This window comes from Marinobacter nauticus ATCC 49840, from assembly GCF_000284615.1.
GTDB classification, from domain to species: domain Bacteria; phylum Pseudomonadota; class Gammaproteobacteria; order Pseudomonadales; family Oleiphilaceae; genus Marinobacter; species Marinobacter nauticus.
This window is the reverse complement of the sequence record NC_017067.1, coordinates 2,075,629-2,097,662: the sequence shown is the minus strand read 5'-3', so window position 1 is coordinate 2,097,662 and position 22,034 is coordinate 2,075,629. Positions and strand designations below refer to the sequence as shown.

The window sequence follows — 22,034 nt, the reverse complement described above, 5'->3', positions numbered from 1 at the left end:
CTTCTTTTTCCCGTATCAGTTCTCTATGGTTCGGTCTGATTTGAACTCTTGGAGATATCTGAATGGCCTCTGCTACCCGTGCCGGGCATCGCTGGCTGAAGTGGGTTGGATTTCTGTGTGTGCTGTGCGCGATAGCCTTCGCTGTCGTTTGGTACGCCCGCAATGCTAACGGCAATGAACCGGCTTTGAATACCGTGGCGGTGAGCCGAGGCGACATCCAGAACCTGGTTTCGGCCACCGGCGTGCTTGAGCCGAGTGATTATGTGGATGTGGGTGCACAGGTTTCCGGCCAGCTGGAGCTGATTCACGTACGAGTGGGCCAACCCGTTAGCACCGGCGATCTGCTGGCGGAAATCGACCCTACCGTGTATGTGGCGAAAGTGGATGCCACCCGCGCCCAGTTGAAGAACCAGCAGGCCCAGCTAGCCGATCGCAAGGCCCAGCTGCGGCTCGCCGAGATCCAGTTCCAGCGCCAGCAGAACCTGTGGCGTGAAGATGCGACCACACGGGAATCCCTGCAGACTGCCGAAGCATCTTTAGCGTCCGCCCGGGCGCAGTTGGCCATGCTTGAGGCACAGATAGAACAGACCTCCTCCACCCTGAGGGCTGAAGAAGCCAATCTGGGTTATGCCCGCATCTATGCGCCGATGGATGGCACTGTGGTATCCATCGAAGCCCGCCAGGGGCAAACCCTGAACGCGAGCCAGACCGCGCCGTTGCTTATGCGCATTGCCAATCTGAGCACCATGCGGGTGCGGGCCCAGGTGTCTGAGGCCGACGTCGGCAAGCTGCAACCGGGCATGCGGGTGTACTTCACCACACTTGGCGATTCGGAGCATAAGCTCTACGGCGAGTTGCAGTACATTGAGCCAACCCCCGAAGTAACCAACAACGTGGTGCTCTACAACGCGCTGTTTACGGTGGATAACCAGGAGGGGCGGCTGTTGCCCCAGATGACCGCCCAGGTGTTCTTTATTCAGGATGAGGCGCTGAATGTATTGCGGGTGCCAGTCAGTGCGGTGGTGAGAAACCAGGTCAAGGTCCTGGATGCGAAGGGGCAGCCACAGATTCGGGCCATCGAAACCGGCATCAGCAACCGCGTATACGTGGAGGTTCGGTCCGGATTGAATGAGGGTGATCAGGTGGTTCTTGCAAACCGGGATCCGCGGGCCGGGCAGGGTGAGAGCCGGGCTGCCTTTCGGGGTATGCTGAGATGAGCCCGCGACCGTTGATTGAGCTTCAAGACATTACCCGATCCTTTGGCGAGGGCGAACTGGCGGTTCCTGTGCTCAAGGGCATTGATCTGAAAATCTGGCCCGGTGAGTTTGTGGCCATCATGGGGCCATCGGGCTCCGGCAAATCTACCCTGATGAACATCCTCGGCTGTCTGGATCAGCCCAGCGCTGGCCAGTACCGGTTCAATGGCAGGGACGTGTCTTCCCTGGACCGGGACGAACTGGCACGGCTTCGGCGCGATGCCTTTGGTTTTGTGTTCCAGAGCTATAACCTGTTGCCTGGAATGACTGCCCGGGAGAATGTTGAGATTCCGGCAATTTATGCCGGTATGGCGCCGGCCGAGCGGCATGCAAGGGCGGAACGGTTACTCACCGGGCTCGGGCTGGGCGAGCGCCTGTCGCACAGGCCGGCACAGCTATCGGGTGGTCAGCAACAGCGAGTGTCTATTGCCCGGGCCCTGATGAACGGCGGCCAGTTGATCTTCGCAGACGAACCGACCGGTGCTTTGGACAGCAAAAGCAGCCAGGAAGTGATCCGGCTGTTAACCGATCTTTCTGAGCAGGGCCACACCATTATCCTGATCACCCACGACCCCGATGTGGCAACAGTGGCTCGTCGGCAAATTCGCATTGCCGATGGTGAGATTGTTGAGGACACCGGCGCAGAAGTGCCCTCGGTCCCGATGCCAGCAACCGACCAGAATGGCCGTCGCCGTTCCCGCCTTGGCGACTGGCAGGAAGCCCTGAAAAGCGCGGTGCGTTCCCTGCACAGTAACCTGTTTCGGACGGCGTTGACCCTGCTTGGCATCGTAATCGGGGTTGCCTCAGTGATCACCATGCTGGCGATCGGGGAGGGGGCCCGAAAGGATGTGGTCGACAGAATCAGCACCATGGGCAGTGATCTGCTGCTGGTGCGCCCCGGTGGGCCCGATCAGCGGGGTGGGCGCTGGAGCGTGACCACGCTGGTACCATCTGACTTCAAAGCAATCAATGAGATAGAGGGTGTTCTTGCAGCAATACCTGAACTGACTGGCGGACAGACGCTGCGATATTCCAACCGGGATCACTCGGCTGAGATCAATGCCACCTCCTTCCGGTTCCCGGTGGCCCGCCAGTGGCCTGTTGTTGAGGGCACCTTCTTCAGCGCCCAGGATGAAGCCAGTTACGCAGCCGTAGCAGTATTGGGCAAAACCACCGCCAACGCTCTGTTTCCTGACGAAAGCCCCCTTGGTAAACACCTGATGGTTAACAACGTGCTGTTTCAGGTGATTGGCGTGATGGATGAAAAAGGCGCCTCTCCCATGGGACAGGACCAGGACGATGTGGTGTTTGTTCCCTACACCACGGGCAGCCTGCGCATTTTCGGGCAAACGCACCTGCGCAACATCACCGTGGCTGTGGCCGACATCGACCGTATGGATGAGATCGAAGCCCTCATTCACGACACTCTGATGGCCCGCCATGGCATTGAGGACTTTACTATCCGCAACATGGCTTCATTGATTGAAACCATTTCGGAAACCCAGAATACACTCACCTGGCTGCTGGGCTCTATTGCTGCAATTTCCCTCCTTGTGGGTGGCATCGGGGTGATGAATATCATGCTGGTGAGCGTCACTGAACGTACCCGCGAAATCGGTATTCGCATGGCCACCGGTGCCCGGGCGTGGAATATCCTGCAGCAGTTTCTGACCGAGGCCTGGCTGGTATCGGCCATAGGCGGGTTGATTGGTGTTGTCATCGGCATTGCCGCAACCCGGATTATTGGCTCTCTGGGCACACCCATTCACATGACGCTGCTACCCATGGCTCTGGCCTTTGGTTGCGCTTTTGCCACAGGCCTGCTGTTCGGGTTTCTGCCCGCCCGTAAGGCCGCCCATCTGGACCCTGTTCATGCACTGGCCTCGGAGTAATGTTATGAGCGTTCGCCATATCGCACTGGTGTCGGTGTTGTTGACCGGGTGTGCCGGCTTTCAGCCACAACCCATCGAGCGGCCGGTGAATCCGCCGGCCCAATGGCACATCGGGGCTGGCGCCAGCGAAGCGGTTAGTGCGCGTTGGTGGTATTCCTTCGATGATGAAGAACTCAACCGTTTAATAGACCGCGCACTTTCGAATAATCCGGATCTTGCTGCCACCGCTCAGGCAGTGATTCAGGCAGATTTGCAGTTGCGCAACGCCGGAGCTGCCTTGCTGCCGACCCTTGGTGCATCGGGAAGCACGGGTAAACAGGCAAGCGAGGCCTCCGGCCAGGATCGTGTCACGAGTGGTTCTAGTAGCCTCGGGCTGTCGGTTGACTACGAGCTGGATCTCTGGGGTCGCCTGTCCGCCGCGGAAGCCGGGGCTCTCGCTGGTTTCCAGGCTTCGGAGTATGACTATGACGCCGCCCGAATGACGCTGGTGGCCTCGGTAGCCAGTACCTGGTTCGAATGGCAGGAGTTGCAGCAGCGCGTGGATATTGCGCGTCGGAATCTGGAACTGGGCGAAAAAACACTGGCCCTCGTCGAGGCCCGGTATCGTAACGGTGTGGCCGATCGCTCGGAATTGTCCCGCCAGCAAACCTCCGTACTGAACCTGAAGAATGCGGTGCCGCCACTGGAGTATCAGGCCCGGCAACGGTTAGCGGCCTTGCGGCTACTGACCGGGGATTATCCGTTTACGGAAGAGATTCCGGAGGCTGGGCTACTTGCGGTTCAAGTGCCGGAGATCAACCCTGAAACACCGGCCAGCCTGGTTACCCGAAGACCGGACCTGGCGGCTGAGGAGGCTCGGCTGTTGGCCGCCAGTGCGGACGTCGAGCAGGCCAGGTCAGCCTTGATGCCATCGGTGTCGCTCAGCGGCGCGGTTCGCTTCTCTACCAACAGCTTTGTAAGCCTGGCCGACCCATTGCAAACCGCCAATGGCCTGCTTGCCCTCAGCCAGACTTTGTTTGACGGAGGCCAGCGTCAAAACAATGTGGCCATTTCGGAATCCCGGCGGGTGGCTTTGTTGGCGAGTTACCGTGCCAGCCTGCTCTTGGCATTCCAGGAAGTAGGGGATGCACTCGACAGAGAAGCGCTGTACCTGGATCAGGAGCAGCGGTTACAGAGTATTCTCGCCCAGGCGGAAGAGACCTTACGGTTGACCGAAGTGCGCTATCGGGAAGGGGCAGATGACCTGCTCACCTTGCTGGAAAGCCAGCGAACCGTATTTGATGCCCGGCAGCAGCTCAGTCAGGTACGACTGAACCGACTGATTGCAGCGGTGGATCTTTACAAGGCGCTGGGAGGCGGCTGGCAGGCAGAGCCTCAAGGGCGTGCTATGGCGCCGGCTGAGGTAGTTCGCCTTCGATCAGAAACTGGTCCAGGCTGAATTCGTAAACCTGTTTACTGCCATCCGGTTCCGACAGGCTCATGGACACCTGGCTGGGCGACGTCACGGCAATCAGTTTTTGATAACTTCTGGGTGCGGCGTCCCGGAACACGCTGGCGTTAAACAAGGCCACATTGACGCCCTCAACGCCGTTGTCTGGATGGTACGGAAGAGCGTAAAGGCCGGCTTGCAGGGCGCGGGCTGAGAGAAACTGGAAGGCGCCCACTTGCAGGCTACGCATGTCGGTACCCACAGCCTGGCTTTCCCGGTAGCTGACTGGATCTGTCAGCGTATGATGAAGATCCTGCCAGCGTTCAGACTGCAGCCGAACACCTCGTTCCGTTCGGAATCGCGCGCTGAACACCGTGTGCAAGGTGGTTAACGGGCGCTTGAACGGGGTTTTCAGGTGGCTCATGAACACAAACCGGTAAAACGCGGTTTCCGCCAGGGCAGCGGGAATGGCCATGGCTCCGTAGAACAGGCTTGGCTCGAAATTGCGGCCAAAACGTGAGCCGTATTTCAGGGGCGGATAGCGGAACGGTGTGGTCAGCAGGTAATGGCGTTTTCGTGCCGTGCCGGGTACCGGTGGCTTGTTGCTTTCCAGCAGTTCCTCCAGTCGATTCTGTTCCTGCATACTGTCGACAATGCGCGCCGTCGCGATGTCTTCCTGGCTTTCCACTACCCGGAACAGGCTGCCTTGCAGCGGTGCGATGGACTGGGCAATCCGTTCCCGATAATTCAAATCCGCCCCCGCATGGCGTCCAGGTAGTGAACCACCCGAACCAGGCCTTCCGTGCTCTGGATCATCTCTCTGGGTGTATCCTCAAAATAGTGGTTGGGCGTGTTCAGCCAATGGGTCATGGCCTCCCTTTCACCGCCGGTCAATGCATAGACGCTGCGGTAAAGCCGGATAAACAACAATGCCAGTTCACCGGACTTGCTGGCCGGATCGATGCCGTCGCGGGTCAGACCTGTGCGGTTTCGGCCAACCACGGCTGCGATTTCCGCTTGTGGCAGACCAAAGGCTTTCGCCGCGTTCAGCAGAGCCTTGGACAGCAGAGCTTTATCGCTGGATTCCGGTGCTACGCGAACCGCTTCTGACATGCCTCGACCTCCCGTGATGAATTTTCATCAGTATAGGTTATATTGAATAAAATGTCACCATCGGGGTTAGCGCGGGTAGCCAGTAATCTCCCGGATCTTTTTGTACAGTGGTTGCAGGCGGGGATACATATCCTGATAAACCTCCCGGTAGAGACGTTGATAAAGCGCAGATGCTTCCGGGTTGGGCTCGAATACCCGGCCGGTCCTGGTCATAGCCCGTACCGCCGTGTCGAAATCCGGGTGTAATCCCAGCCCCACGGCGGCATCAATAGCCGCTCCCAGTCCGGAGGTTTCATAGGTATGCGGGCGTTCCGCCGGCAATCCAAATATATCAGCCGTCAATTGCATGGCCGCATCACTCTGGGACCCGCCGCCTGCCACTCGAAGCCGCTTGATAGCCTGGCCGCTGCGCTTCTCGATGCGTTCCTTGCCTTCCTTCAAGGCGTAGGCCAACCCCTCAAGAATGGCCCGGTAAACGTGAGCTCGGGTGTGTACGTCGCCAAAGCCGATAATGGACCCCTTGGCTTCCGGGCCAGGTTGGCGCACGCCGGGGCTCCAGTAGGGCTGTAGCATCAAACCCATGGAGCCTGGCGGTACGGCGTTCACCAGTTCGTCAAACAGGGCTTCGGGTTCAATGCCTTTCTGTTCTGCCAGCTTTTGCTCACGCAGCCCGAATTCCCGCTTGAACCAGCTCACCATCCAGAAACCCCGATAGATCATGACTTCAGTGGAGTAGTGGCCGGGCAGGGCAGACGGATACGGCGGCATGAACCGGGTGGGTTCCACATAGCGGGCATTGGTGGTGTTGATGGTGGCCGTGGTGCCATAGCTCATGCAGCCGGTCTCCGGAGACAGGCCGCCGGAGCCGAGAATTTCGCAGGCTTTGTCCGATGCCGCGGCGATGACGGGCAGTCCACCCGGCAGGCCAAGGTGCGCCGCCGCCTCAGGCAGCAGGGTTCCGATCTGTTCACCAGGCGGTATCAGTTCAGGCAGCATACCCGGGGTCACCGGCATCACCTGCCATTTGAAATCCCGGGGCCCCGCCCAACGCTGGCGTTTATAATCAAAGGGCAGGTAGCCCACCTGACTGCCGGTGGAATCGCGGTATTCACCGGTCAATCGGTAATTCAGATAGCCTGATAACAGCAGGTACTTGTGGGTTTTCGCCCAGATGTCCGGCTGATTCTGCGCGATCCAGTTCGCCTGGGTTTTTTCCCGGAAGCGGCCAATGGTCTCCTCCAGGCGGGCAAGCTTGAACAGCCAGCCCCAGGGGCCTTTCACCGCCCCGTCTACCCGTGCATGCCGCTGATCCAGCCAGATGATGGCGGGCCGCAGGGGCTTGCCCCCACGATCGAGGTTGACCACCGTGCCGCGTTGCGTGGTGACGGTCACGCCCACCACCTGCTCCGGGCGGGCGCTGGTGGTTTGCCAGAGTTGCTGGCAAGCAATGCCAAGGTTGTCCCAGAAGTACTCCGGGTGCTGTTCTGCCCAGCCGGGTTGCTCGGAAAAGTAAGGCTCGATTTCCTGCTTGCCCTTACCCAACAAGTTACCCTGGGTGTCAAACAGCAGGGCGCGGATGCTCTGGGTGCCGTTGTCGATCGCCAGTATCAGTGGGGTCTCAGGCATCCCGGGCATCCTCGCCCATCGGCAGTTGATAGCCCTTACGGTAGGTTGCCAGATATCGCTCTTGCTCCTGATGCCAGCGGGCATCATCCCAGCCAAGCAGGCTCTGGCATCGGTTACGGATTTCAGGAAGCAAACTGGCCGCCCCGTCAGGCAGGATCAGCCCCAGGCGGGTACGCCGCAGCATCAGATCATCCAGATGCTGAACCTGTTCATGGCGGCAGGCCCATTCCAGTTCGGCCCAGAGCACACCGGTGTCCGGGATTCCGGTGGCGTCACCGTTTTTCAGGATAGACTGGCGGTGCGGGCCGTAATAGCCGCCCAGCCGATGCCAGGCCAGCGCCGGAATATCATCGGGTTTACGGTCGTTTGGCGTGGCCGTGAATACCCGTTGCTCGTCGCTACGAAGCCGATCTTCATGCTGATCACCCAGGGCCATGGCCAACGCCTGTCGTGCCATCTGGCGGAAGGTGGTGAGCTTCCCGCCGGCGATGCTGATCAGGCCCTTGTCGTGCCGAATGGCGTGTTCCCGATTCTCCCGGGACGGAGCTCTACCTCCGCCGTCGGTGACCACAGGTCGAACGCCCGCCCAGGTGGACAGCACGTCGGCCCGTTCAATGGTCGCACCGGGGAATAAACGGGTGGCAATTTGCAGCAGATAATTTACTTCCCCACCGGTGATGGCCGGCTCCTCGTTCAGATCTTTGGCGTGTTCGAGATCGGTAGTTCCCAGAACCGTGGCACCTGCCCAGGGGAAGGCAAATACAGGCCTTCGGTCATCCGGGTGCATCAGGGATACAGCGCAGGTCACCGGCAGCTTGTGCCACGGAATGACCAGGTGACTGCCTCTCAGCGGTCGGATGGTGAGCGGGTGATCTGTCGCTGATTGTTTCTGCAACCGATCGGCCCAGGCGCCGGTAGCGTTAATAACGCATCGGGTATTGACCGTGATGGCGCTCTGCTCTGCATTTTCTTCGGCAGTCAGTCTTAATCCGCAGACAGTTCCGTTATCATCCCGGTCGACGGCGGTCGCGGCGACGTAGTTCAGGCACATGGCGCCGTCGTGGGAGGCTTCGGCAATCAGCCTTTGGACCAGGCGGGCATCGTCTGTCACCGCATCGGTAAAACGACTGGTGGCGCGCAGGTTGGTAGTATCGAGCCCCGGGGCCCAGTTCAGGGTTTCCTCTGGCGTATATTTCTGATGGCTGCGGGTGCCGGCCAGGCGGTCGTACATGGCCAGCAGCATCTGGAACAGCCCGGGGCCCGGGAAACTGCCTTTGTAGTGGGGCATCAGGAAAGGCAGTGGATCGACCAGTCCAGGCGCTTCCAGCAACATGCGTTCGCGTTCCCGGACAGCATCGCGGGTTAACCCGATGTGTCCACTGGCCAGATAGCGAAGTCCGCCATGGACCATCTTGGAAGAGCGGCTGGAGGTGCCCCAGGCGAAATCTTTCTGCTCCACCAGCAACGTCTTCAATCCGCTGCCCGCGGCTTCGCGGGCAACTCCGGCGCCGGTAATGCCGCCGCCCACCACTACCACATCGAAGGTCTGCGTTTCGCCCTTCAGGTTTTCCAGTATCTGTTGTCGATCCATGATCACTTCAATCCAGCAGAGTTTTGGGATTCAGGCGCTGGTCCGGATCAAAGCTCTGGGTCAGCGAACGAATTGCACGCATACCCAGCTCTCCCTTTTCGACAGGGAGGAAGGGGGCATGGTCCTTGCCTACGCCATGCTGATGGCTGATGGTGCCCCTGTTCCGCACGATCAGGTCTGAGGTGGTGTTCTTCAGAAGTCGCCAGCGGCTCAGGGTCTCGTCATAGCTATCCGCAACCCGGAAAACATAGGTTGTGTAGATGGAACAACCCTGGCCGTAAAAGTGAGACAGGTGGGTAAATACGTGGGTTCGCTCGTTCCTGTCTGCCAGACCTTCCCTGAGATTGGTTTCAATCCGGTTCATCAGGGTATCAACGTTGTCCCAGTCGGTGGCGGTTTCCAGGGTGTCCACGGCGTAGCCCATTTGCCACAGGGCTTCGCGCAGGTAGGGCATGGTGAAGCGTTTCTCCGCCCACTTGGCGCCAAGTTTTGTGCCGGTATAGACCCCTTTGTGGTCACTGCAGAGTTTGCGGGCCTCCGCAAGTGCTCCCCGGCACTGGGCTTTGCTGCCGGTTACGCCAAAGGTCATCATGCATTTGCCGTCTTCCGCACCGCGGAAAGCCAGAAAACGTTCCAGTAGCCCGATCAGTTTCGGATGCCCGGCCAGTGCCAGCTGGGTTTCGGTTTCAATGGCGTTGCTCAGTCGTAGCATGGAAAGCTGAACCCGGTTCTGAACCAGCTTGCGAGCGGCGGTTCGGGCCTTGTCCCAGTCCGGGAAGAACACCACATGAAAGCTTTCCTGTTCAGGCAGACGGCTGATCCGGGCTTTGACCTCGGTAATCAGGCCCAGCCGGCCCTCGGAACCGAGGATCATTTCCCTGACATCCGGGCCGGCGCTGGAGGCCGGAATGGTGGGGATTGTCAGGGTGCCTTGCAGGGTTTCAATCCGGCCGCCGGCAAACAGCTGTTCTATGCGGCCGTAACGCAGTGACTGCTGGCCACTGGAGCGGGATGCCACCCAGCCGCCAATCGTGGAGAGCTCGAACGACTGAGGGAAGTGTCCCAGGGTATAGCCATGGGCTCTTAACTGGGATTCCACCAGCGGGCCGGGGGTGCCTGCTCCGAAGGTGGCGATCTGGCTCTCCCGATCCAGATCCATCAGGCGGTTAAGATTCGCAAGGCTGACGGTCAGAACCGGTTTGCCCTGGTCTACCGGGTTGATGTGCCCAGCCACGCTGGTGCCACCCCCGTAGGGGATCAGGTGAATATCCTTGTCGTTGGCGTAATGGAGCAGGGCGCGTACATCGGTACTGGTGTTCGGGAAGGCCACGCCGTCCGGGAACTCGCCAATATCACCGCTGCGCATGGCCAGCCAGTCTGGCAGGCTTTGGCCCCGGGCGTGTCGGACCCGGGTTTCCGGGCTTCGGTCGATCAGGTCATCAACCTGTGGGTCTGAGGGCAACCGGGATTCCGGAACCTGCTCACAGGCTGCATGCAGGGTGATATCCGCCAGCGGGGAGCCGCCGCCCACACGGTCAGCGAGAAAGGCCTGACCTTGCTCCGGTAATTCCAGTGAGAACTGTTCGTCACCCCATCCATTCCAGCGTCGCATTCTGTGCTGCTCCATCGTTTATCGAATTGCGGGCATTCTAACGGCTGGCCGGCCGTTACCAGTGTCAGAGAGCGACAAGCTCGCTGTCATTTACCGACAATCGGTATTCACCGCGCGCTTTTTTTAAGGGCGGAGGGCTTCGGTCAGCCTGTCGTTAAGATCCCGCCAATGCTCCAGCTTCCGGGCATCGCCAATTCTGGCATTGTCGCCGGATGTGCGGTTCAGCCACAGGCCTTCACCGTTGAAGCTGTAAACCGGTTCCAGATCGTTTCTCTGGGACGCCGGTTTGATGTCATTGATCAGGTTGTCGAGAATCAACGGGTCGGAGCCCGGCGTTTTATACCAGGCCAAGACCATATGGGCCTGGTTCAACTCCAGTGCCTTGACGTAGATAATCCGGAGTTGGTCATCCGGGACGCCCATGGCCCTCAAGGTGAGGTACTTGGCGATGGAGAAGTCTTCACAGTCACCGCCGTTGGTGGTTAGCAACTCCACCGGCGTGGCCCAGTAGTCTTCCTGGCCCCAGTGGCGGATGTCGCTGACAAACGTCACCCGGTTGAAGAAGGAATTAACTAGCCGAAGCTGGCGATCTGTCGGAGCGTTGGCAGCCAGCGCGTGCAGGCGTTGCCAGTTCTCAAGCCGCTGGTGCGCGGCCTCGCCGAACTCTTCCAGCACATAGGTCATCAGGCGGCTGCTTAATTCAAGTGCGCTGACAACAGACACGGTAAGGATGAGGGGAAGCAACAGGGACTGGCGACGTGTAAGTCTGCTTGCCGCTTCCATGGCGGGCCTCAGTTGTTGTTCTGAAGCCGCTGGCGTAACTGTTCCAGCCGTTGACGGATTTCCTCTCGCCGCTGTTGCTGGTCGGCCGACGAGGCGCTGGTTTGGGGGCGTGCTCTTTGCACCTGAACCTCTTGCTGTGGGGGAGCTTCGTAGGCAGGCTCGTCATTGCTTGCGAAATCGACCCCGGAGCGATCTTCGGTCTCCGGGAAGTAGAGGTTTTCCAGTTTGCCGGATCGTTCAATGATGACCCGATTGGCAAACACAGTACGAAGCCTGGCATTTCCGGGCAGTTCATCACCCACCAGAAAGGCCTCGGTTTTGCCTTTGTCATCTTCAATCAGGGCGCTGCCGGGGAAGTCGCCGTCTGCTGCCAGCACACCTCGCAGGGACAGGCGAAGATTGGTTTCCGGCAGGTTCTCTGTGTTGGTGTCTTCATTTTGCGGGGTGGCAGTCGCCGAGCCGAACACTTCCAAATCCGACAACTGAACATCAGGCACGGTTCTGGCCTGATCTGCACCTGTTGAAGCTTCCCGGGTCGGTTGCGGCAGGGTACGTTGGGTTTCATTCTGCCAGAACTGATAGCCTTGCCAGCCGGTCAGCGCCAGCATGGCCGTTGCTGCTGCTATGGCCAGAAGCAGCGGAGTCCTTCGATCAATTGCAAGCATTGTCGTTCCTGAATGCATTGGGAAATCGTAAAAAGCTCACAGGTTATCAGACTGCAATGAATTAGTGGCAGTATAGTGTATAGAGTTGTTCAGTGGTTCCCATTCCTGTGGTAGCCTTTTTGCTTACGCTGACAACGTGGAGGGCCGTCGCAACGGGTGGCCCCATAAGAACAATCAGTGACCAGACGGATTTAACGAGGACGAGCTTGACCACCCAAACCGACATTCAGCCGCAGGATGCGCCGCTGGGCAGACTTCCCTTTACCTTCGCCAAGCGTAACGGAGTCATCCTTACCCGCAACGAAGAGGGCGAGCCGGTCATTCTCGTGCGCCCGGGGGCTTCCCACACCGCACTGGCCGAGGCAAACCGCGTGAGCGGTGGCCGGGCGAAGTTCTCTACCGTTGAGCCGGACCGCTTCGACCAGGCCCTGAATGCCGCCTATCAGAACGATTCGGCGGAAGCCATGCAAATGGTGGAGGGGATCGGTGACGACATGGATCTGGCCTCTCTGGCCGATTCGGTTCCGGAAACGGAGGATCTGCTGGAGCAGGAGGACGACGCTCCCATTATCCGCCTCATTAACGCCATTCTTACCGAGGCGGTCAAAACCAATGCCTCGGACGTTCACATCGAAACCTATGAGAAACAGCTGATTGTCCGGTTCCGGATTGACGGCGTGTTGCGGGAAGTGGTCCAGCCCAAGCGGGCGCTGGCACCATTATTGGTCTCGCGGATCAAGGTTATGGCAAAACTCGATATTGCAGAAAAGCGGGTACCCCAGGACGGCCGCATTGCTTTGAGGGTGGCCGGCCGGGAAGTTGATATCCGGGTGTCGACCATGCCTTCGTCCAGTGGTGAACGGGTGGTACTGCGCCTGCTCGACAAACAGGCGGGCACCATTCGGCTGGAGTCACTCGGCATGGCCGGGCAGGATCTGAAAACCCTGCGCAAGCTGATCTATCGTCCGTACGGTATTCTGCTGGTGACCGGTCCCACAGGTTCCGGTAAATCCACCACGCTTTACGCCTCTCTGCAGGAAATCAATGATCGCAGCCGCAACATACTGACGGTCGAGGATCCGATCGAGTACAACCTGCCGGGGATTGGGCAGACCCAGGTGAACCCGAAAGTGGATATGACCTTTGCTCGGGGCCTGCGAGCCATTCTGCGCCAGGATCCGGATGTGGTGATGATCGGGGAAATCCGGGATCTGGAAACTGCGGAGATTGCCGTTCAGGCAAGTCTGACCGGGCACCTGGTGCTGTCCACCCTGCACACCAATACCGCCGTGGGTGCCATTACCCGTTTGATGGACATGGGTATCGAGCCTTTCCTGATCTCCTCCAGTCTTGTCGGTATCGTTGCGCAACGGCTGGTGCGGGTGCTCTGTACCCACTGCCGCGAGCCCTATATTCCTACCGAAGAGCATTGTGAGTTCCTCCAGCAGGACCCGGCCAACCCGCCCACCATCTTCCGCGCCAAAGGCTGTGAGCATTGTAACCAGTTGGGCTATCGGGGCCGGATTGGTATCTACGAAGTGGTCGAGATCACGGAAGAAATCAGCACCCTTATTCATAAACGCGCAGGGGAGCTGGATCTGGAACGGGAGGCCCGCCTGCACAGCCCGAGTATTCATGCCGATGGCGTTCAGAAGATTCTGGATGGCGTAACCACGGTGGAAGAAGTACTGCGTGTGACCCACCGGAGCCAGTAATCCATGCCGGCCTACGAATACAAAGCACTGGATGCCAGAGGCAAGCAGAAACAGGGCGTGCTGGAAGCCGACGCGCCCAGAGCGGTGCGCCAGCAACTCAGGGAAAAGGGGCTGACCCCGCTGGCAGTGGAAGCGGCCGTAGAAAAACAGGCCCGTAGCAACCCACTGAGCAGCCGCGGTTCTCTGAGCGCAGCCGATCTCGCCCTGGTCACCCGGCAGCTGGCCACGCTCATCCAGTCCGGGATTCCGGTCGAGCAGGCACTGAGTGCGGCCGCCCAGCAATCCACCAAGCCGCGGATTCGCAGCATGCTGATTGCTATCCGCGCCAAGGTGATGGAAGGCTACACACTGGCGGACAGCTTCGGTGAATTCCCCAAGGCCTTTCCCCGGCTCTACCGCTCCACGGTCGCGGCCGGTGAACATGCCGGGCATCTGGACCTGGTGCTGAACCGGCTGGCGGACTACACGGAAAGCCGCCAAGAAGCCCGCCAGAAGATTCAGTTGGCTGCGATTTACCCGATTATCCTGAGTGTCGTAGCTATTGCCATTGTGGTGTTCCTGCTCACCTATGTGGTGCCCGACATTATCGAAGTCTTTCTCAAGCAGGGGCAGGAGCTGCCCGCGCTGACGGTAGCTATGCTCTCGGTGTCGGAATTTCTCGGCAGTTTCGGAGTCTACCTTCTAGTGTTGCTGGTGGTGGCGATCATCGGGTTCCGTTTCGCGTTGACCAAGCCGGCGGTGCGTCTGAAGTTTCACAAGCGGCTACTTCACCTGCCGCTGTTTGCAGGCATGGTACGAGGCGTGAATACGGCTCGCTACGCCAGTACCCTGAGCATTCTGACCACCAGTGGTGTACCACTGGTTGAAGCCATGCGCATTGCAGGGGAGGTGCTTTCCAACGATTACCTCCGGCAGGAACTGCGGGAGGCTGCCCGGAAGGTCAGTGAAGGGGGATCGTTGCACCGTTCACTGGACCAGACCGGTTACTTCCCGCCAATGATGCTGCATATGATTGCCAGTGGCGAGGCCAGTGGCGAGCTGGACAGTATGCTTGAACGCACGGCCCGCATGCAGGAAAACACCCTGCAATCCAAGATCGCCGCTATTGTGGGATTGTTTGAACCCATGATGCTGCTGTTCATGGGGGCGGTGGTGCTGATTATTGTTCTGGCGATCATGCTGCCGATTCTGAACATGAGCAACCTGGTGGGATGATGGCCCGCCGTCGGGCCAGCAAGGAAGCCAGAAAACTTTTCTGAAAGCGACGAGAAACAACGGACCCAAGATGAGTGAAACTATGAGCATGAACCAACCGAAAGCGCTGGCCCGGACCAAGGGCTTCACCCTGATCGAAATCATGGTAGTGATGGTCATTCTCGGCCTGTTGGTGGCAATTGTGGCGCCCAACATCATGGGGCGCAGTGATCAGGCCAAAGTAACGGTGGCCGAAACCCAGATCAGTAACATCGCCAACGCACTGGACCTGTATCGCCTGGACAACAGCCATTATCCCTCTACCCAGCAGGGCCTTGAAGCACTGGTCAACAAGCCCAGCGGCAGCCCTGAGCCGAAGAACTGGAACCCGGATGGCTACCTGAAAAATGTTCCCGAAGACCCCTGGGGTAACAACTACCAGTATGTCAGCCCTGGTGTAGACGGGCCGTACGATCTGTATTCCTATGGTTCTGACGGCCAGGAAGGCGGGGATGGCGATGCCGCTGATATCAGTGTCTGGGACAGCGGGAACTGATTGATTGTGGGCCGCAGGGCTGACCAAAACGGCTTTACGCTGATCGAGATTCTGGTAGTCCTGATCATCGTCGGACTGCTGGCGGCTCTGGCGGTGTTCAATATGGCCGGCAGCTCCCAGCAGCGCGAGCTGGAAAGCCAGGTTCGGGAGCTCTACCTCCTGATGCAAACGGCACAGGAACAGGCGGTTCTCAATAACCTGGAAATGGGCTTGCTGCTGGAAGAAGACGGTTATCGGTTCGTGGCGTTTCAGGATAAGACAGGCGAGTGGAAATCCTCAGGTGAGCGCATATTCCACAAGCGAACCCTCCCGGAATGGTTGACCGTTACCCAGTATATCGAAAGTGACGCTCCGCGACTGGCCTCGGCCGAGGATCGGCTCAGGCCAGACGTGGTGTTCTTCTCCAGTGGTGAAACCACACCGTTTGAAATCGAATTCACCCTGGGCCGGGACACTGACCTGATGCACGTTGTTGCTTCAGATGGCGTCTCGCCGTTGGAATGGCGCAAACCTGGTTCCGGGGATGAGTCATGAGTCGGCCTCAGCGTGGTTTCACCCTGATTGAAGTCCTCGTCGCATTGCTTGTGTTCGGTCTGATTGCAACGGCCGCCGCCGAAGTGGGCGGGAATTACATCACCAGTTTTGAGCGCATACGTGACAAGACGCTGGCAGGCTGGGTGGCGGAAAACCGGATTAACGAACTACGGCTTCAGGATGAGCTGCCAGGGATTTCGGAGAATTCGGAAGATACCGACTTCGGAAATTTCCGCTGGCGGGTCACCACCGTTGTTGAGGCTACGGCAGAGCCCACGATGCGGCGGATTGAGGTAACCGTAGCCAAATACTCCGGGGCGCAATCAGAACCGTTTGCCGTCCATACCCTGGCTGCCTTCCTGGGAGAAACCTGATGGGCATGCCCGCGCGCAAGGTCAGGTTAGCCGGGGAGTCCGGTTTTACGCTGATGGAGGTACTGATTGCCGTCACTATCACAGCCGTGATCGGGCTGGGTGTTTGGCAGGTGGTGAGCAGTGTAATGAACTCCCGGGACCGGGTGGATGAGGTTGCCCAGGCGTTCGACGGCTTGCAGAAAACCATGTTGCTGCTGGAACGTGACATCACCCAGATCATCAACCGGCCCGCCCGGGATGTTTATGGTGATTATTCACCGTCCTTAACCTCAAGGGATGATGCGTTTGCGTTGATGCTGACCCGCCAGGGTTGGCGCAATCCGCTTGGTCTCCGGCGTAGCGGTCTGCAGCGCGTCGGCTGGGAATATACCGGAACTGAACTGCGCCGTCGGTATTGGCCTGTGGTGGATCAGGGGCAGGAAGACGAAAGCCTGGACATTCTGATGCTGGACGAGGTTCTGGAGTTTGAAATCCGGTTTCTGGATGAGAACGGTAACTGGCAGGAGCAATGGCCGGAAGATGACGCTTTGGCGCAGATGACGCCGGGTACCCGACCCGACATCTCCTTGCCTCGTGGGATTGAGATTACACTGGAACATGAACGCTTTGGTGAGTTGGTCCGCACATTCAGCTTGCCGGATTTTGAACCGTCGCAGGCCCAGGCGGTGATCAATCAGCAACAGGAGACTCAGACCGAGTCGGAAGATGACGCGGCTGAAGACGGATCTGGCCAGGCCGCGGGCGGGGTGACCGGCAATGATTAAGTTTGCCGGGAGCAGGCAGCAGGGCGTCGCCCTGATCATGGTGCTGTTGGCGATGGCCCTGGTGGTGTTGATGGCATCGGGCATGACCCGCCAGCAAAGCCTGCGGGTGTTCAAGGCTGGCCATTACCTGGCCCAGCAACAAGGCCAGAGTATTGCTCTGGGTGCCGAGGAATTTGCCAAGCGTATTCTGGTTCGGGACTACGAAGAGGATAAGGAAAACAGTGTGATGGTCGACAGTCCGGATGAGTTCTGGGCCATGCACGCTGCCATTCTGCCTCTGGACGACAGTGGTGTTGCCGAGGTCCAGATCGATGATCTTGGAGGCAGAATCAACCTGAACGATCTGGTTACCGCGAGCGGAGAAGTGGACCCCATCACCAAAGACCGGCTCACCCGGTTATTTCGTGCTCTGGGTATCACTGGCCTCACCGTAGACCCGCTCATTGACTGGATGGACGCCGACGACCAGGCCATCAGCGCTTATGGTGCCGAAGACGGCCAGTATCTGATGGCAGACCCTCCGTATCGCACCGGCAACCAGCCCTTTGTTTCCATTACCGAGTTGCGTCTGATTGAGGGCATGACCGAGGAAATCTATGCTGCGCTGCGGCCTCATCTGGTGGCGCTGCCAGTCTCCGGCGTCGGCATTAACGTGAATACCGCGACGGCCCAGGTTCTGATGAGTCTGCACGAGGATATGAATGAGGCTCAGGCGGAATCGATTATTGCCAAGCGCGAAGAAGAACGATTCGAAAACCTTCAGGATTTCCTGGCACTGCCGGAGTTCTCGGGGATGGGGCTGAAAGCCAACGGGTTAACGCTTCAGACCCGTTTTTTTGAAGTTGTCTCACGGATTACCTACGATAATCGTGTCGTCAATATGGTCAGCACCGTGTATAGAAACCCGGAGGGCGAAGTCCGGACGGTTCACAGGGATACCGGGCAGAAGAATCGCATTACCAAGGAACCTTACACTTTCTCAGAAGGATAACCATGTCTTACCGCCTTTTTGTCCGGCCGGTGCCTCCGTATGCGGACCCGGACCAGAGCCCCGATGCCCAGCTGTTCAGCTGGGTGCTCCAGGATGCCAGTGGCGATGCTCAGGCCAGAGGCACGGCTGATACACGGGAGCATATCGAGCAAACGCTGGCACAGAATGCGCTGGAGAAAGTGCTGCTGATCGGACTGATTCCCGGTGATGAGGCAGTTTTCTGTCTGGCGGATATACCGGCGAAACAGACCCGTTTTATTCAGCAGGCCTTGCCGTATGCCGTTGAGGAGCAGATAGCCCAGGACATTGACTCGGTTCATCTCGCGCTGGGGCCGCACACGCCTGAGGGCTACCGGGTTGCTGCCATCGATCGCGAGCAGATGGCTCGCTGGCGCCAACTGTTTTCTGGCTGGTACCACGCCCGTCTGGAGGCCGTCTATCCAGACGCTTCACTGTTGCCAGCGGCGGAATCCGGATGGGTCATCTGCCTGGATGCAGAGTCGGCACTTCTGCAGAGCCAGCGGGGAGAGTGGCTGCGCATGCAGGCAGATAATCTTCCGCTGCTTGCAGTGACACTTGCTGCGCCTTCGTCTGACGAAGTGGTGGCCGAAATTCCGGTGCAGCTATATGGCACCGAGGCAGATCTGGACGCGAGCCAGGCCCTGGTGAGTGAGCTTTCGGGAACCACCGGGCTTCTTCGTATCGAAAAGAAGCCGTTGGAATTTTCGGTAACCGAGTTCCTGGCCTGGTCGTACCACCATCACCTGAGCCAGCCCATTAATCTGTGCCAGGGGGCGTTCGCGTTCAAGGCGGAGGGCAGCAGCCCCCTGAAACCCTGGAAGCCGCTTATCGCCGTGGCATCACTCTGGTTCGTGATCCAGATGGGGCTGGAGATCGGTATGGGAATCTACCAGCAGCAGCAGGCGGAGCAGCTTGAAAGCCAGGCTATGGCGGTTTACCGGAATGCCTTTCCCTCGGACCGCCGAACCCATGCCGGAAACGTACGACGTGTTATCGAAGGCCAGTTACGGGTTGCTGGCTCCCAGGGCCCTGACGTGGATTTTATCACCCTGATGAAATACACCGGCGATCAGTACGGCCGCCTGCAGAATCCCGGAGCTGTTACCTTTAACTCGATTAACTACAGCCGGAGCCGGGGCGAACTCGTGGTGGATATCCGGGCCGACAGTTATGATCGGTTAAGCCGTCTGCGTAACGGACTCGCCAGCGAAGGGCTGCAGGCCCAGATCGGTTCCGTGGTCAACGAATCCAGCGGCGCCCGAGGCCGCCTCACGGTTTCAGGAGGATAAGCCCATGTGGTCACGCATCAAGGATCAACCGGCCGTGGGCAAACTGATTGCTCGCTATGATCAGTTACCCACCCGCGACCGTCAGGCATTGACTGCTCTGGGTATAGCCCTGTTGCTGGCATTGATTTATCTGCTGATCTGGCAGCCGGTGACTCAGTTTCATGACCGGGCTGCCTCGAGTCGTGAGAATGCCGCAGAACTCCTGGCCTGGATGCAGGCCAATGAAACGACCATTCAGCGTCTGGGCACGACCGGTGGCGCAGCGACAACCGCGGCAGGGGCTGACAAGCCGGAAGACGGGCGTGCGCTGATGGCCCTGGTGACTCGCTCAGCCGGGGAGGCCGGACTTTCCTTGCAACGGTTCGAGCCCAGCGGAGAGGATGCTATCCGGGTCTGGCTTGAAAACGCCGCCTACGCTGATGTGGCAGCCTGGCTTGAGCGTTTGCACAGTAATCATGGCGTGGTGATTGACCAGGCCGCACTGGATCGGGGCAATGGGCCCGGGCAGGTATCTGTGAGGCTTACGCTGGCAATCTGACCTACAAGCGTGGACCCACACTAGTGAGGGAGCAACACAATGGCAGACAACAACAATAATGCTGAAGCTGTTCTGGTACGCCTGGACGAGACCGCACGAAACGAGGCCCAATCGGTGCTGTTTCATGCCTACCGGGAAGAACCTACGTTCCAGTATCTGTTCGATCACCGGAAACCCGGTTACAGCCAGCGGGTGAGGGCGACCATCCGGGAACTGATCGACCTGTATCTGGAGCTGAATCAGGATGCCATCGGTGTGATGGTGGACGAAACCCTGGTCGCGGTTGCGTTTGTGGGTGAGCCGGAACTCAGGCTGAACCTGGCAGACCAGCTCGGCTGGCGGGTGCGTATGGTACTGACGGCGGGCTTCTCATCCACGCGCCGGTATCTTGAGTATCATCGCAGGATTCGCGACCTTTTGCCGCAGAGGCAGGCGCATCAGTTGCCGTTGATGGGGGTCAACCCAAAATACCAGCACAAGGGGTATGGTCGGATGTTGCTGCAGGCGGTCGAGCGCCTGTGTGAGGAAAATCCCCGGGGCAGCGGGCTGGTACTCGATACCGGGAACAGCCGCTACCTGCCGTTTTATGAATCCGAGGGATTCCGCAGCCTGGGCAAGATCCGGCTTGGTGATTTTGAAGATCACGTGTTGTTCCGGGAAGTTCTTGCGGCCGATGATCATTCGAGCGAGCCGCTGCAACAGCAATCTTGAGGTAAACAGGAGAAACAGTGTCTGAGAGCCATGATTTTGATCTGATCGTTATCGGCGCCGGGTCCGGCGGTGTTCGGCTTGCCCGCATGTCGGCCCAGCGCGGTGCCCGGGTGGCGGTGGTGGAATCCCGTTATCTGGGGGGCACCTGTGTTAACGTGGGATGTGTTCCGAAAAAACTCTTTGTCTACGGAGCACACGTCAGGGAAGAGCTCGAAGATGCACATGGATATGGCTGGTCTGTGCCAACAGACGATGTCTCGTTTGACTGGCCAACGCTGGTCGCCAACAAGAATGCCGAGATAGAGCGCTTGAATGGCATTTATGGCCGATTGCTCGAGAATGCCGGCGTCACCATCATTGAGGGTACGGCCAGTCTCCGCGACCCTCACACGGTGATCGTTGGTGATAAAGCTTATTCGGCAGCGCACATCACGGTTGCCACTGGCAGCTGGCCAGTGGTTCCGGATATTCCCGGCAAGGAATTTCTGCTCACCTCCAATGAGATGTTTTACCTGCCACAGTTACCGCGCCACGCCGTGGTCTGGGGCGGTGGTTACATTGCCGTCGAGTTCGCCGGCATTCTGGCGGGGCTTGGTGTGGAGACCACGCTGCTGTACCGGGGCGAGCTGTTCCTGCGAGGGTTTGACGAGGATATCCGCAAGTTCACGGAACAGGAGATGCGCAAGAAAGGCGTGGATCTCCGGTTCAATGTCACGATTGAATCTGTCGAGCAGTTGAATGCTCACTACCAGGTGAATCTGAGCGATGGCAGCAGCATGGAAACCGGGCTGGTTATGGCTGCAACAGGTCGCCGCGCGCTTGTAGACGGACTCGGGCTGACCGATCTGGGAGTGGAACTCAATGCTTCGGGTCATGTTGAGGTGAACGATCATTTCCAGACGGCGGTACCGGCCATCTCCGCCCTTGGTGATGTCATCGGAACGCCGCAGCTAACGCCGGTTGCGCTGGCGCAGGCCATGGTGCTGTCCCGGCGGCTGTTTGGTGATGGCCAGGGTGATATGGACTACAGCGCCATACCCACGGCTGTCTTCTGTCAGCCTAATATAGGAACGGTCGGGTTAACCGAGAAAGAAGCGCGGGACGCGGGGCATTCGCTGCGGCTTTACCGTTCCGAGTTTCGCCCCATGAAGTACACCCTGAGCGGCCGTGATGAGCGTTGTCTGATGAAGCTGATTGTGGACGATAGTTCAGACAAGGTTCTGGGCGCCCATATGGTTGGGCCGGATGCCGGTGAAATCATCCAGGGACTGGCGGTGGCTATTAAAGCCGGTGCCACCAAGGCCCAGTTTGACGCTACGATGGGCATTCACCCGACATCCGCTGAAGAGTTTGTCACCATGCGAGAGCCGGTGGCCTGAC

At 58.8% G+C, this 22,034-nt stretch carries 21 protein-coding genes; 14 read left to right on the top strand and 7 right to left on the bottom strand.

The annotated features are described in order from the left end of the window. The first annotated feature begins 62 nt into the window (after window positions 1-62). From MARHY_RS09740 to MARHY_RS09730, 3 genes are read left to right on the top strand one after another with little or no spacing between them, the layout of a single operon-like run. Window positions 63-1,217 (top strand): efflux RND transporter periplasmic adaptor subunit, encoded by a 1,155-nt coding sequence (locus MARHY_RS09740; protein ID WP_014421659.1) that lies wholly within the window; start codon window positions 63-65, stop codon window positions 1,215-1,217. Next, a complete protein-coding gene (locus tag MARHY_RS09735; RefSeq protein ID WP_014421658.1) occupies window positions 1,214-3,148 on the top strand; it encodes a MacB family efflux pump subunit in 1,935 nt (644 codons plus the stop codon). The genes MARHY_RS09740 and MARHY_RS09735 overlap by 4 nt, the downstream gene beginning before the upstream one ends. Before the next feature lie 4 nt (window positions 3,149-3,152). Next, a complete protein-coding gene (locus MARHY_RS09730; protein ID WP_014421657.1) occupies window positions 3,153-4,586 on the top strand; it encodes an efflux transporter outer membrane subunit in 1,434 nt (477 codons plus the stop codon). On the opposite strand, the gene MARHY_RS09725 is transcribed toward MARHY_RS09730, so the two are convergent. The 7 genes from MARHY_RS09725 to MARHY_RS09695 all read right to left on the bottom strand — a co-directional run bounded on the left by MARHY_RS09725 (window position 4,534) and on the right by MARHY_RS09695 (window position 11,967). After that, complete coding sequence (locus tag MARHY_RS09725) at window positions 4,534-5,328, bottom strand: RES family NAD+ phosphorylase (protein ID WP_014421656.1); 795 nt, start codon at window positions 5,326-5,328, stop codon at window positions 4,534-4,536. The genes MARHY_RS09730 and MARHY_RS09725 overlap by 53 nt on opposite strands. Continuing rightward, window positions 5,325-5,690, bottom strand: a complete 366-nt coding sequence (locus MARHY_RS09720; protein WP_014421655.1) for an MbcA/ParS/Xre antitoxin family protein — start codon at window positions 5,688-5,690, stop codon at window positions 5,325-5,327. Before MARHY_RS09720 ends, MARHY_RS09725 begins: the two co-directional genes overlap by 4 nt. 66 nt (window positions 5,691-5,756) lie before the next feature. Then, window positions 5,757-7,316 carry an FGGY-family carbohydrate kinase gene (locus MARHY_RS09715; protein WP_014421654.1) on the bottom strand — a complete coding sequence of 520 codons (1,560 nt, stop codon included), beginning with the start codon at window positions 7,314-7,316 and terminating at the stop codon, window positions 5,757-5,759. Beyond that, window positions 7,309-8,907: a glycerol-3-phosphate dehydrogenase/oxidase gene (locus MARHY_RS09710; protein WP_014421653.1), complete on the bottom strand. Its 1,599-nt coding sequence runs from the start codon at window positions 8,905-8,907 to the stop codon at window positions 7,309-7,311. The genes MARHY_RS09715 and MARHY_RS09710 overlap by 8 nt, the downstream gene beginning before the upstream one ends. Window positions 8,908-8,914: 7 nt before the next feature. Continuing rightward, a complete protein-coding gene (locus MARHY_RS09705; protein WP_014421652.1) occupies window positions 8,915-10,519 on the bottom strand; it encodes an FAD-binding oxidoreductase in 1,605 nt (534 codons plus the stop codon). A gap of 123 nt (window positions 10,520-10,642) precedes the next feature. Then, on the bottom strand, window positions 10,643-11,302 hold the full coding sequence (locus tag MARHY_RS09700) for a transglutaminase-like cysteine peptidase (RefSeq protein WP_014421651.1): 660 nt from the start codon (window positions 11,300-11,302) through the stop codon (window positions 10,643-10,645). Between the two features lie 8 nt (window positions 11,303-11,310). Further along, window positions 11,311-11,967, bottom strand: a complete 657-nt coding sequence (locus tag MARHY_RS09695; protein ID WP_014421650.1) for a type II secretion system protein N — start codon at window positions 11,965-11,967, stop codon at window positions 11,311-11,313. Window positions 11,968-12,173: 206 nt separating this feature from the next. On the opposite strand from MARHY_RS09695, the gene gspE reads away from it, so the two are divergent. From gspE to gorA, 11 genes are all read left to right on the top strand, one after another. Beyond that, complete coding sequence (gene gspE, locus MARHY_RS09690; RefSeq protein WP_014421649.1) at window positions 12,174-13,682, top strand: type II secretion system ATPase GspE; 1,509 nt, start codon at window positions 12,174-12,176, stop codon at window positions 13,680-13,682. A gap of 3 nt (window positions 13,683-13,685) precedes the next feature. Continuing rightward, complete coding sequence (gene gspF / locus MARHY_RS09685) at window positions 13,686-14,897, top strand: type II secretion system inner membrane protein GspF (RefSeq protein ID WP_014421648.1); 1,212 nt, start codon at window positions 13,686-13,688, stop codon at window positions 14,895-14,897. A gap of 88 nt (window positions 14,898-14,985) precedes the next feature. Next, on the top strand, window positions 14,986-15,432 hold the full coding sequence (gene gspG, locus MARHY_RS09680) for a type II secretion system major pseudopilin GspG (RefSeq protein WP_031210904.1): 447 nt from the start codon (window positions 14,986-14,988) through the stop codon (window positions 15,430-15,432). A 6-nt stretch (window positions 15,433-15,438) separates the two neighbouring features. After that, entirely contained in the window at window positions 15,439-15,966 is a 528-nt protein-coding gene (gspH, locus tag MARHY_RS09675) for a type II secretion system minor pseudopilin GspH (protein WP_014421646.1), read from the top strand. Beyond that, window positions 15,963-16,340: a type II secretion system minor pseudopilin GspI gene (gene gspI / locus MARHY_RS09670; protein WP_011784845.1), complete on the top strand. Its 378-nt coding sequence runs from the start codon at window positions 15,963-15,965 to the stop codon at window positions 16,338-16,340. The genes gspH and gspI overlap by 4 nt, the downstream gene beginning before the upstream one ends. Continuing rightward, window positions 16,340-17,104, top strand: a complete 765-nt coding sequence (gspJ, locus tag MARHY_RS09665; RefSeq protein ID WP_014421645.1) for a type II secretion system minor pseudopilin GspJ — start codon at window positions 16,340-16,342, stop codon at window positions 17,102-17,104. Before gspI ends, gspJ begins: the two co-directional genes overlap by 1 nt. Next, the gene (gene gspK / locus MARHY_RS09660) at window positions 17,097-18,095 is read left to right on the top strand and encodes a type II secretion system minor pseudopilin GspK (RefSeq protein WP_014421644.1); all 999 of its coding nucleotides are present in this window, start codon (window positions 17,097-17,099) and stop codon (window positions 18,093-18,095) included. The genes gspJ and gspK overlap by 8 nt, the downstream gene beginning before the upstream one ends. Window positions 18,096-18,097: 2 nt before the next feature. Then, window positions 18,098-19,405, top strand: coding sequence for a type II secretion system protein GspL (gene gspL / locus MARHY_RS09655; RefSeq protein ID WP_014421643.1), 1,308 nt, complete (start codon window positions 18,098-18,100; stop codon window positions 19,403-19,405). 4 nt (window positions 19,406-19,409) lie between these two features. Next, window positions 19,410-19,943, top strand: coding sequence for a type II secretion system protein M (locus MARHY_RS09650; RefSeq protein ID WP_014421642.1), 534 nt, complete (start codon window positions 19,410-19,412; stop codon window positions 19,941-19,943). 39 nt (window positions 19,944-19,982) lie between these two features. Next, entirely contained in the window at window positions 19,983-20,654 is a 672-nt protein-coding gene (locus MARHY_RS09645) for a GNAT family N-acetyltransferase (RefSeq protein ID WP_014421641.1), read from the top strand. Between the two features lie 17 nt (window positions 20,655-20,671). Continuing rightward, window positions 20,672-22,033: a glutathione-disulfide reductase gene (gene gorA / locus MARHY_RS09640; RefSeq protein ID WP_014421640.1), complete on the top strand. Its 1,362-nt coding sequence runs from the start codon at window positions 20,672-20,674 to the stop codon at window positions 22,031-22,033. Window position 22,034: the final 1 nt, after the last annotated feature.

Bases quoted from the DNA above. Each gene is read 5' to 3' on its own strand.
- gspF (WP_014421648.1), top strand. From the start codon at position 13,686: ATGCCGGCCTACGAATACAAAGCACTGGATGCCAGAGGCAAGCAGAAA.
- MARHY_RS09700 (WP_014421651.1), bottom strand. From the start codon at position 11,302: ATGGAAGCGGCAAGCAGACTTACACGTCGCCAGTCCCTGTTGCTTCCC.
- gspK (WP_014421644.1), top strand. From the start codon at position 17,097: ATGATTAAGTTTGCCGGGAGCAGGCAGCAGGGCGTCGCCCTGATCATG.
- MARHY_RS09650 (WP_014421642.1), top strand. From the start codon at position 19,410: ATGTGGTCACGCATCAAGGATCAACCGGCCGTGGGCAAACTGATTGCT.
- MARHY_RS09710 (WP_014421653.1), bottom strand. From the start codon at position 8,907: ATGGATCGACAACAGATACTGGAAAACCTGAAGGGCGAAACGCAGACC.
- MARHY_RS09730 (WP_014421657.1), top strand. From the start codon at position 3,153: ATGAGCGTTCGCCATATCGCACTGGTGTCGGTGTTGTTGACCGGGTGT.
- MARHY_RS09720 (WP_014421655.1), bottom strand. From the start codon at position 5,690: ATGTCAGAAGCGGTTCGCGTAGCACCGGAATCCAGCGATAAAGCTCTG.
- MARHY_RS09735 (WP_014421658.1), top strand. From the start codon at position 1,214: ATGAGCCCGCGACCGTTGATTGAGCTTCAAGACATTACCCGATCCTTT.
- gspI (WP_011784845.1), top strand. From the start codon at position 15,963: ATGAGTCGGCCTCAGCGTGGTTTCACCCTGATTGAAGTCCTCGTCGCA.
- gspL (WP_014421643.1), top strand. From the start codon at position 18,098: ATGTCTTACCGCCTTTTTGTCCGGCCGGTGCCTCCGTATGCGGACCCG.
- MARHY_RS09705 (WP_014421652.1), bottom strand. From the start codon at position 10,519: ATGCGACGCTGGAATGGATGGGGTGACGAACAGTTCTCACTGGAATTA.
- MARHY_RS09645 (WP_014421641.1), top strand. From the start codon at position 19,983: ATGGCAGACAACAACAATAATGCTGAAGCTGTTCTGGTACGCCTGGAC.
- MARHY_RS09715 (WP_014421654.1), bottom strand. From the start codon at position 7,316: ATGCCTGAGACCCCACTGATACTGGCGATCGACAACGGCACCCAGAGC.
- MARHY_RS09695 (WP_014421650.1), bottom strand. From the start codon at position 11,967: ATGCTTGCAATTGATCGAAGGACTCCGCTGCTTCTGGCCATAGCAGCA.
- gspG (WP_031210904.1), top strand. From the start codon at position 14,986: ATGAACCAACCGAAAGCGCTGGCCCGGACCAAGGGCTTCACCCTGATC.
- MARHY_RS09740 (WP_014421659.1), top strand. From the start codon at position 63: ATGGCCTCTGCTACCCGTGCCGGGCATCGCTGGCTGAAGTGGGTTGGA.
- gspJ (WP_014421645.1), top strand. From the start codon at position 16,340: ATGGGCATGCCCGCGCGCAAGGTCAGGTTAGCCGGGGAGTCCGGTTTT.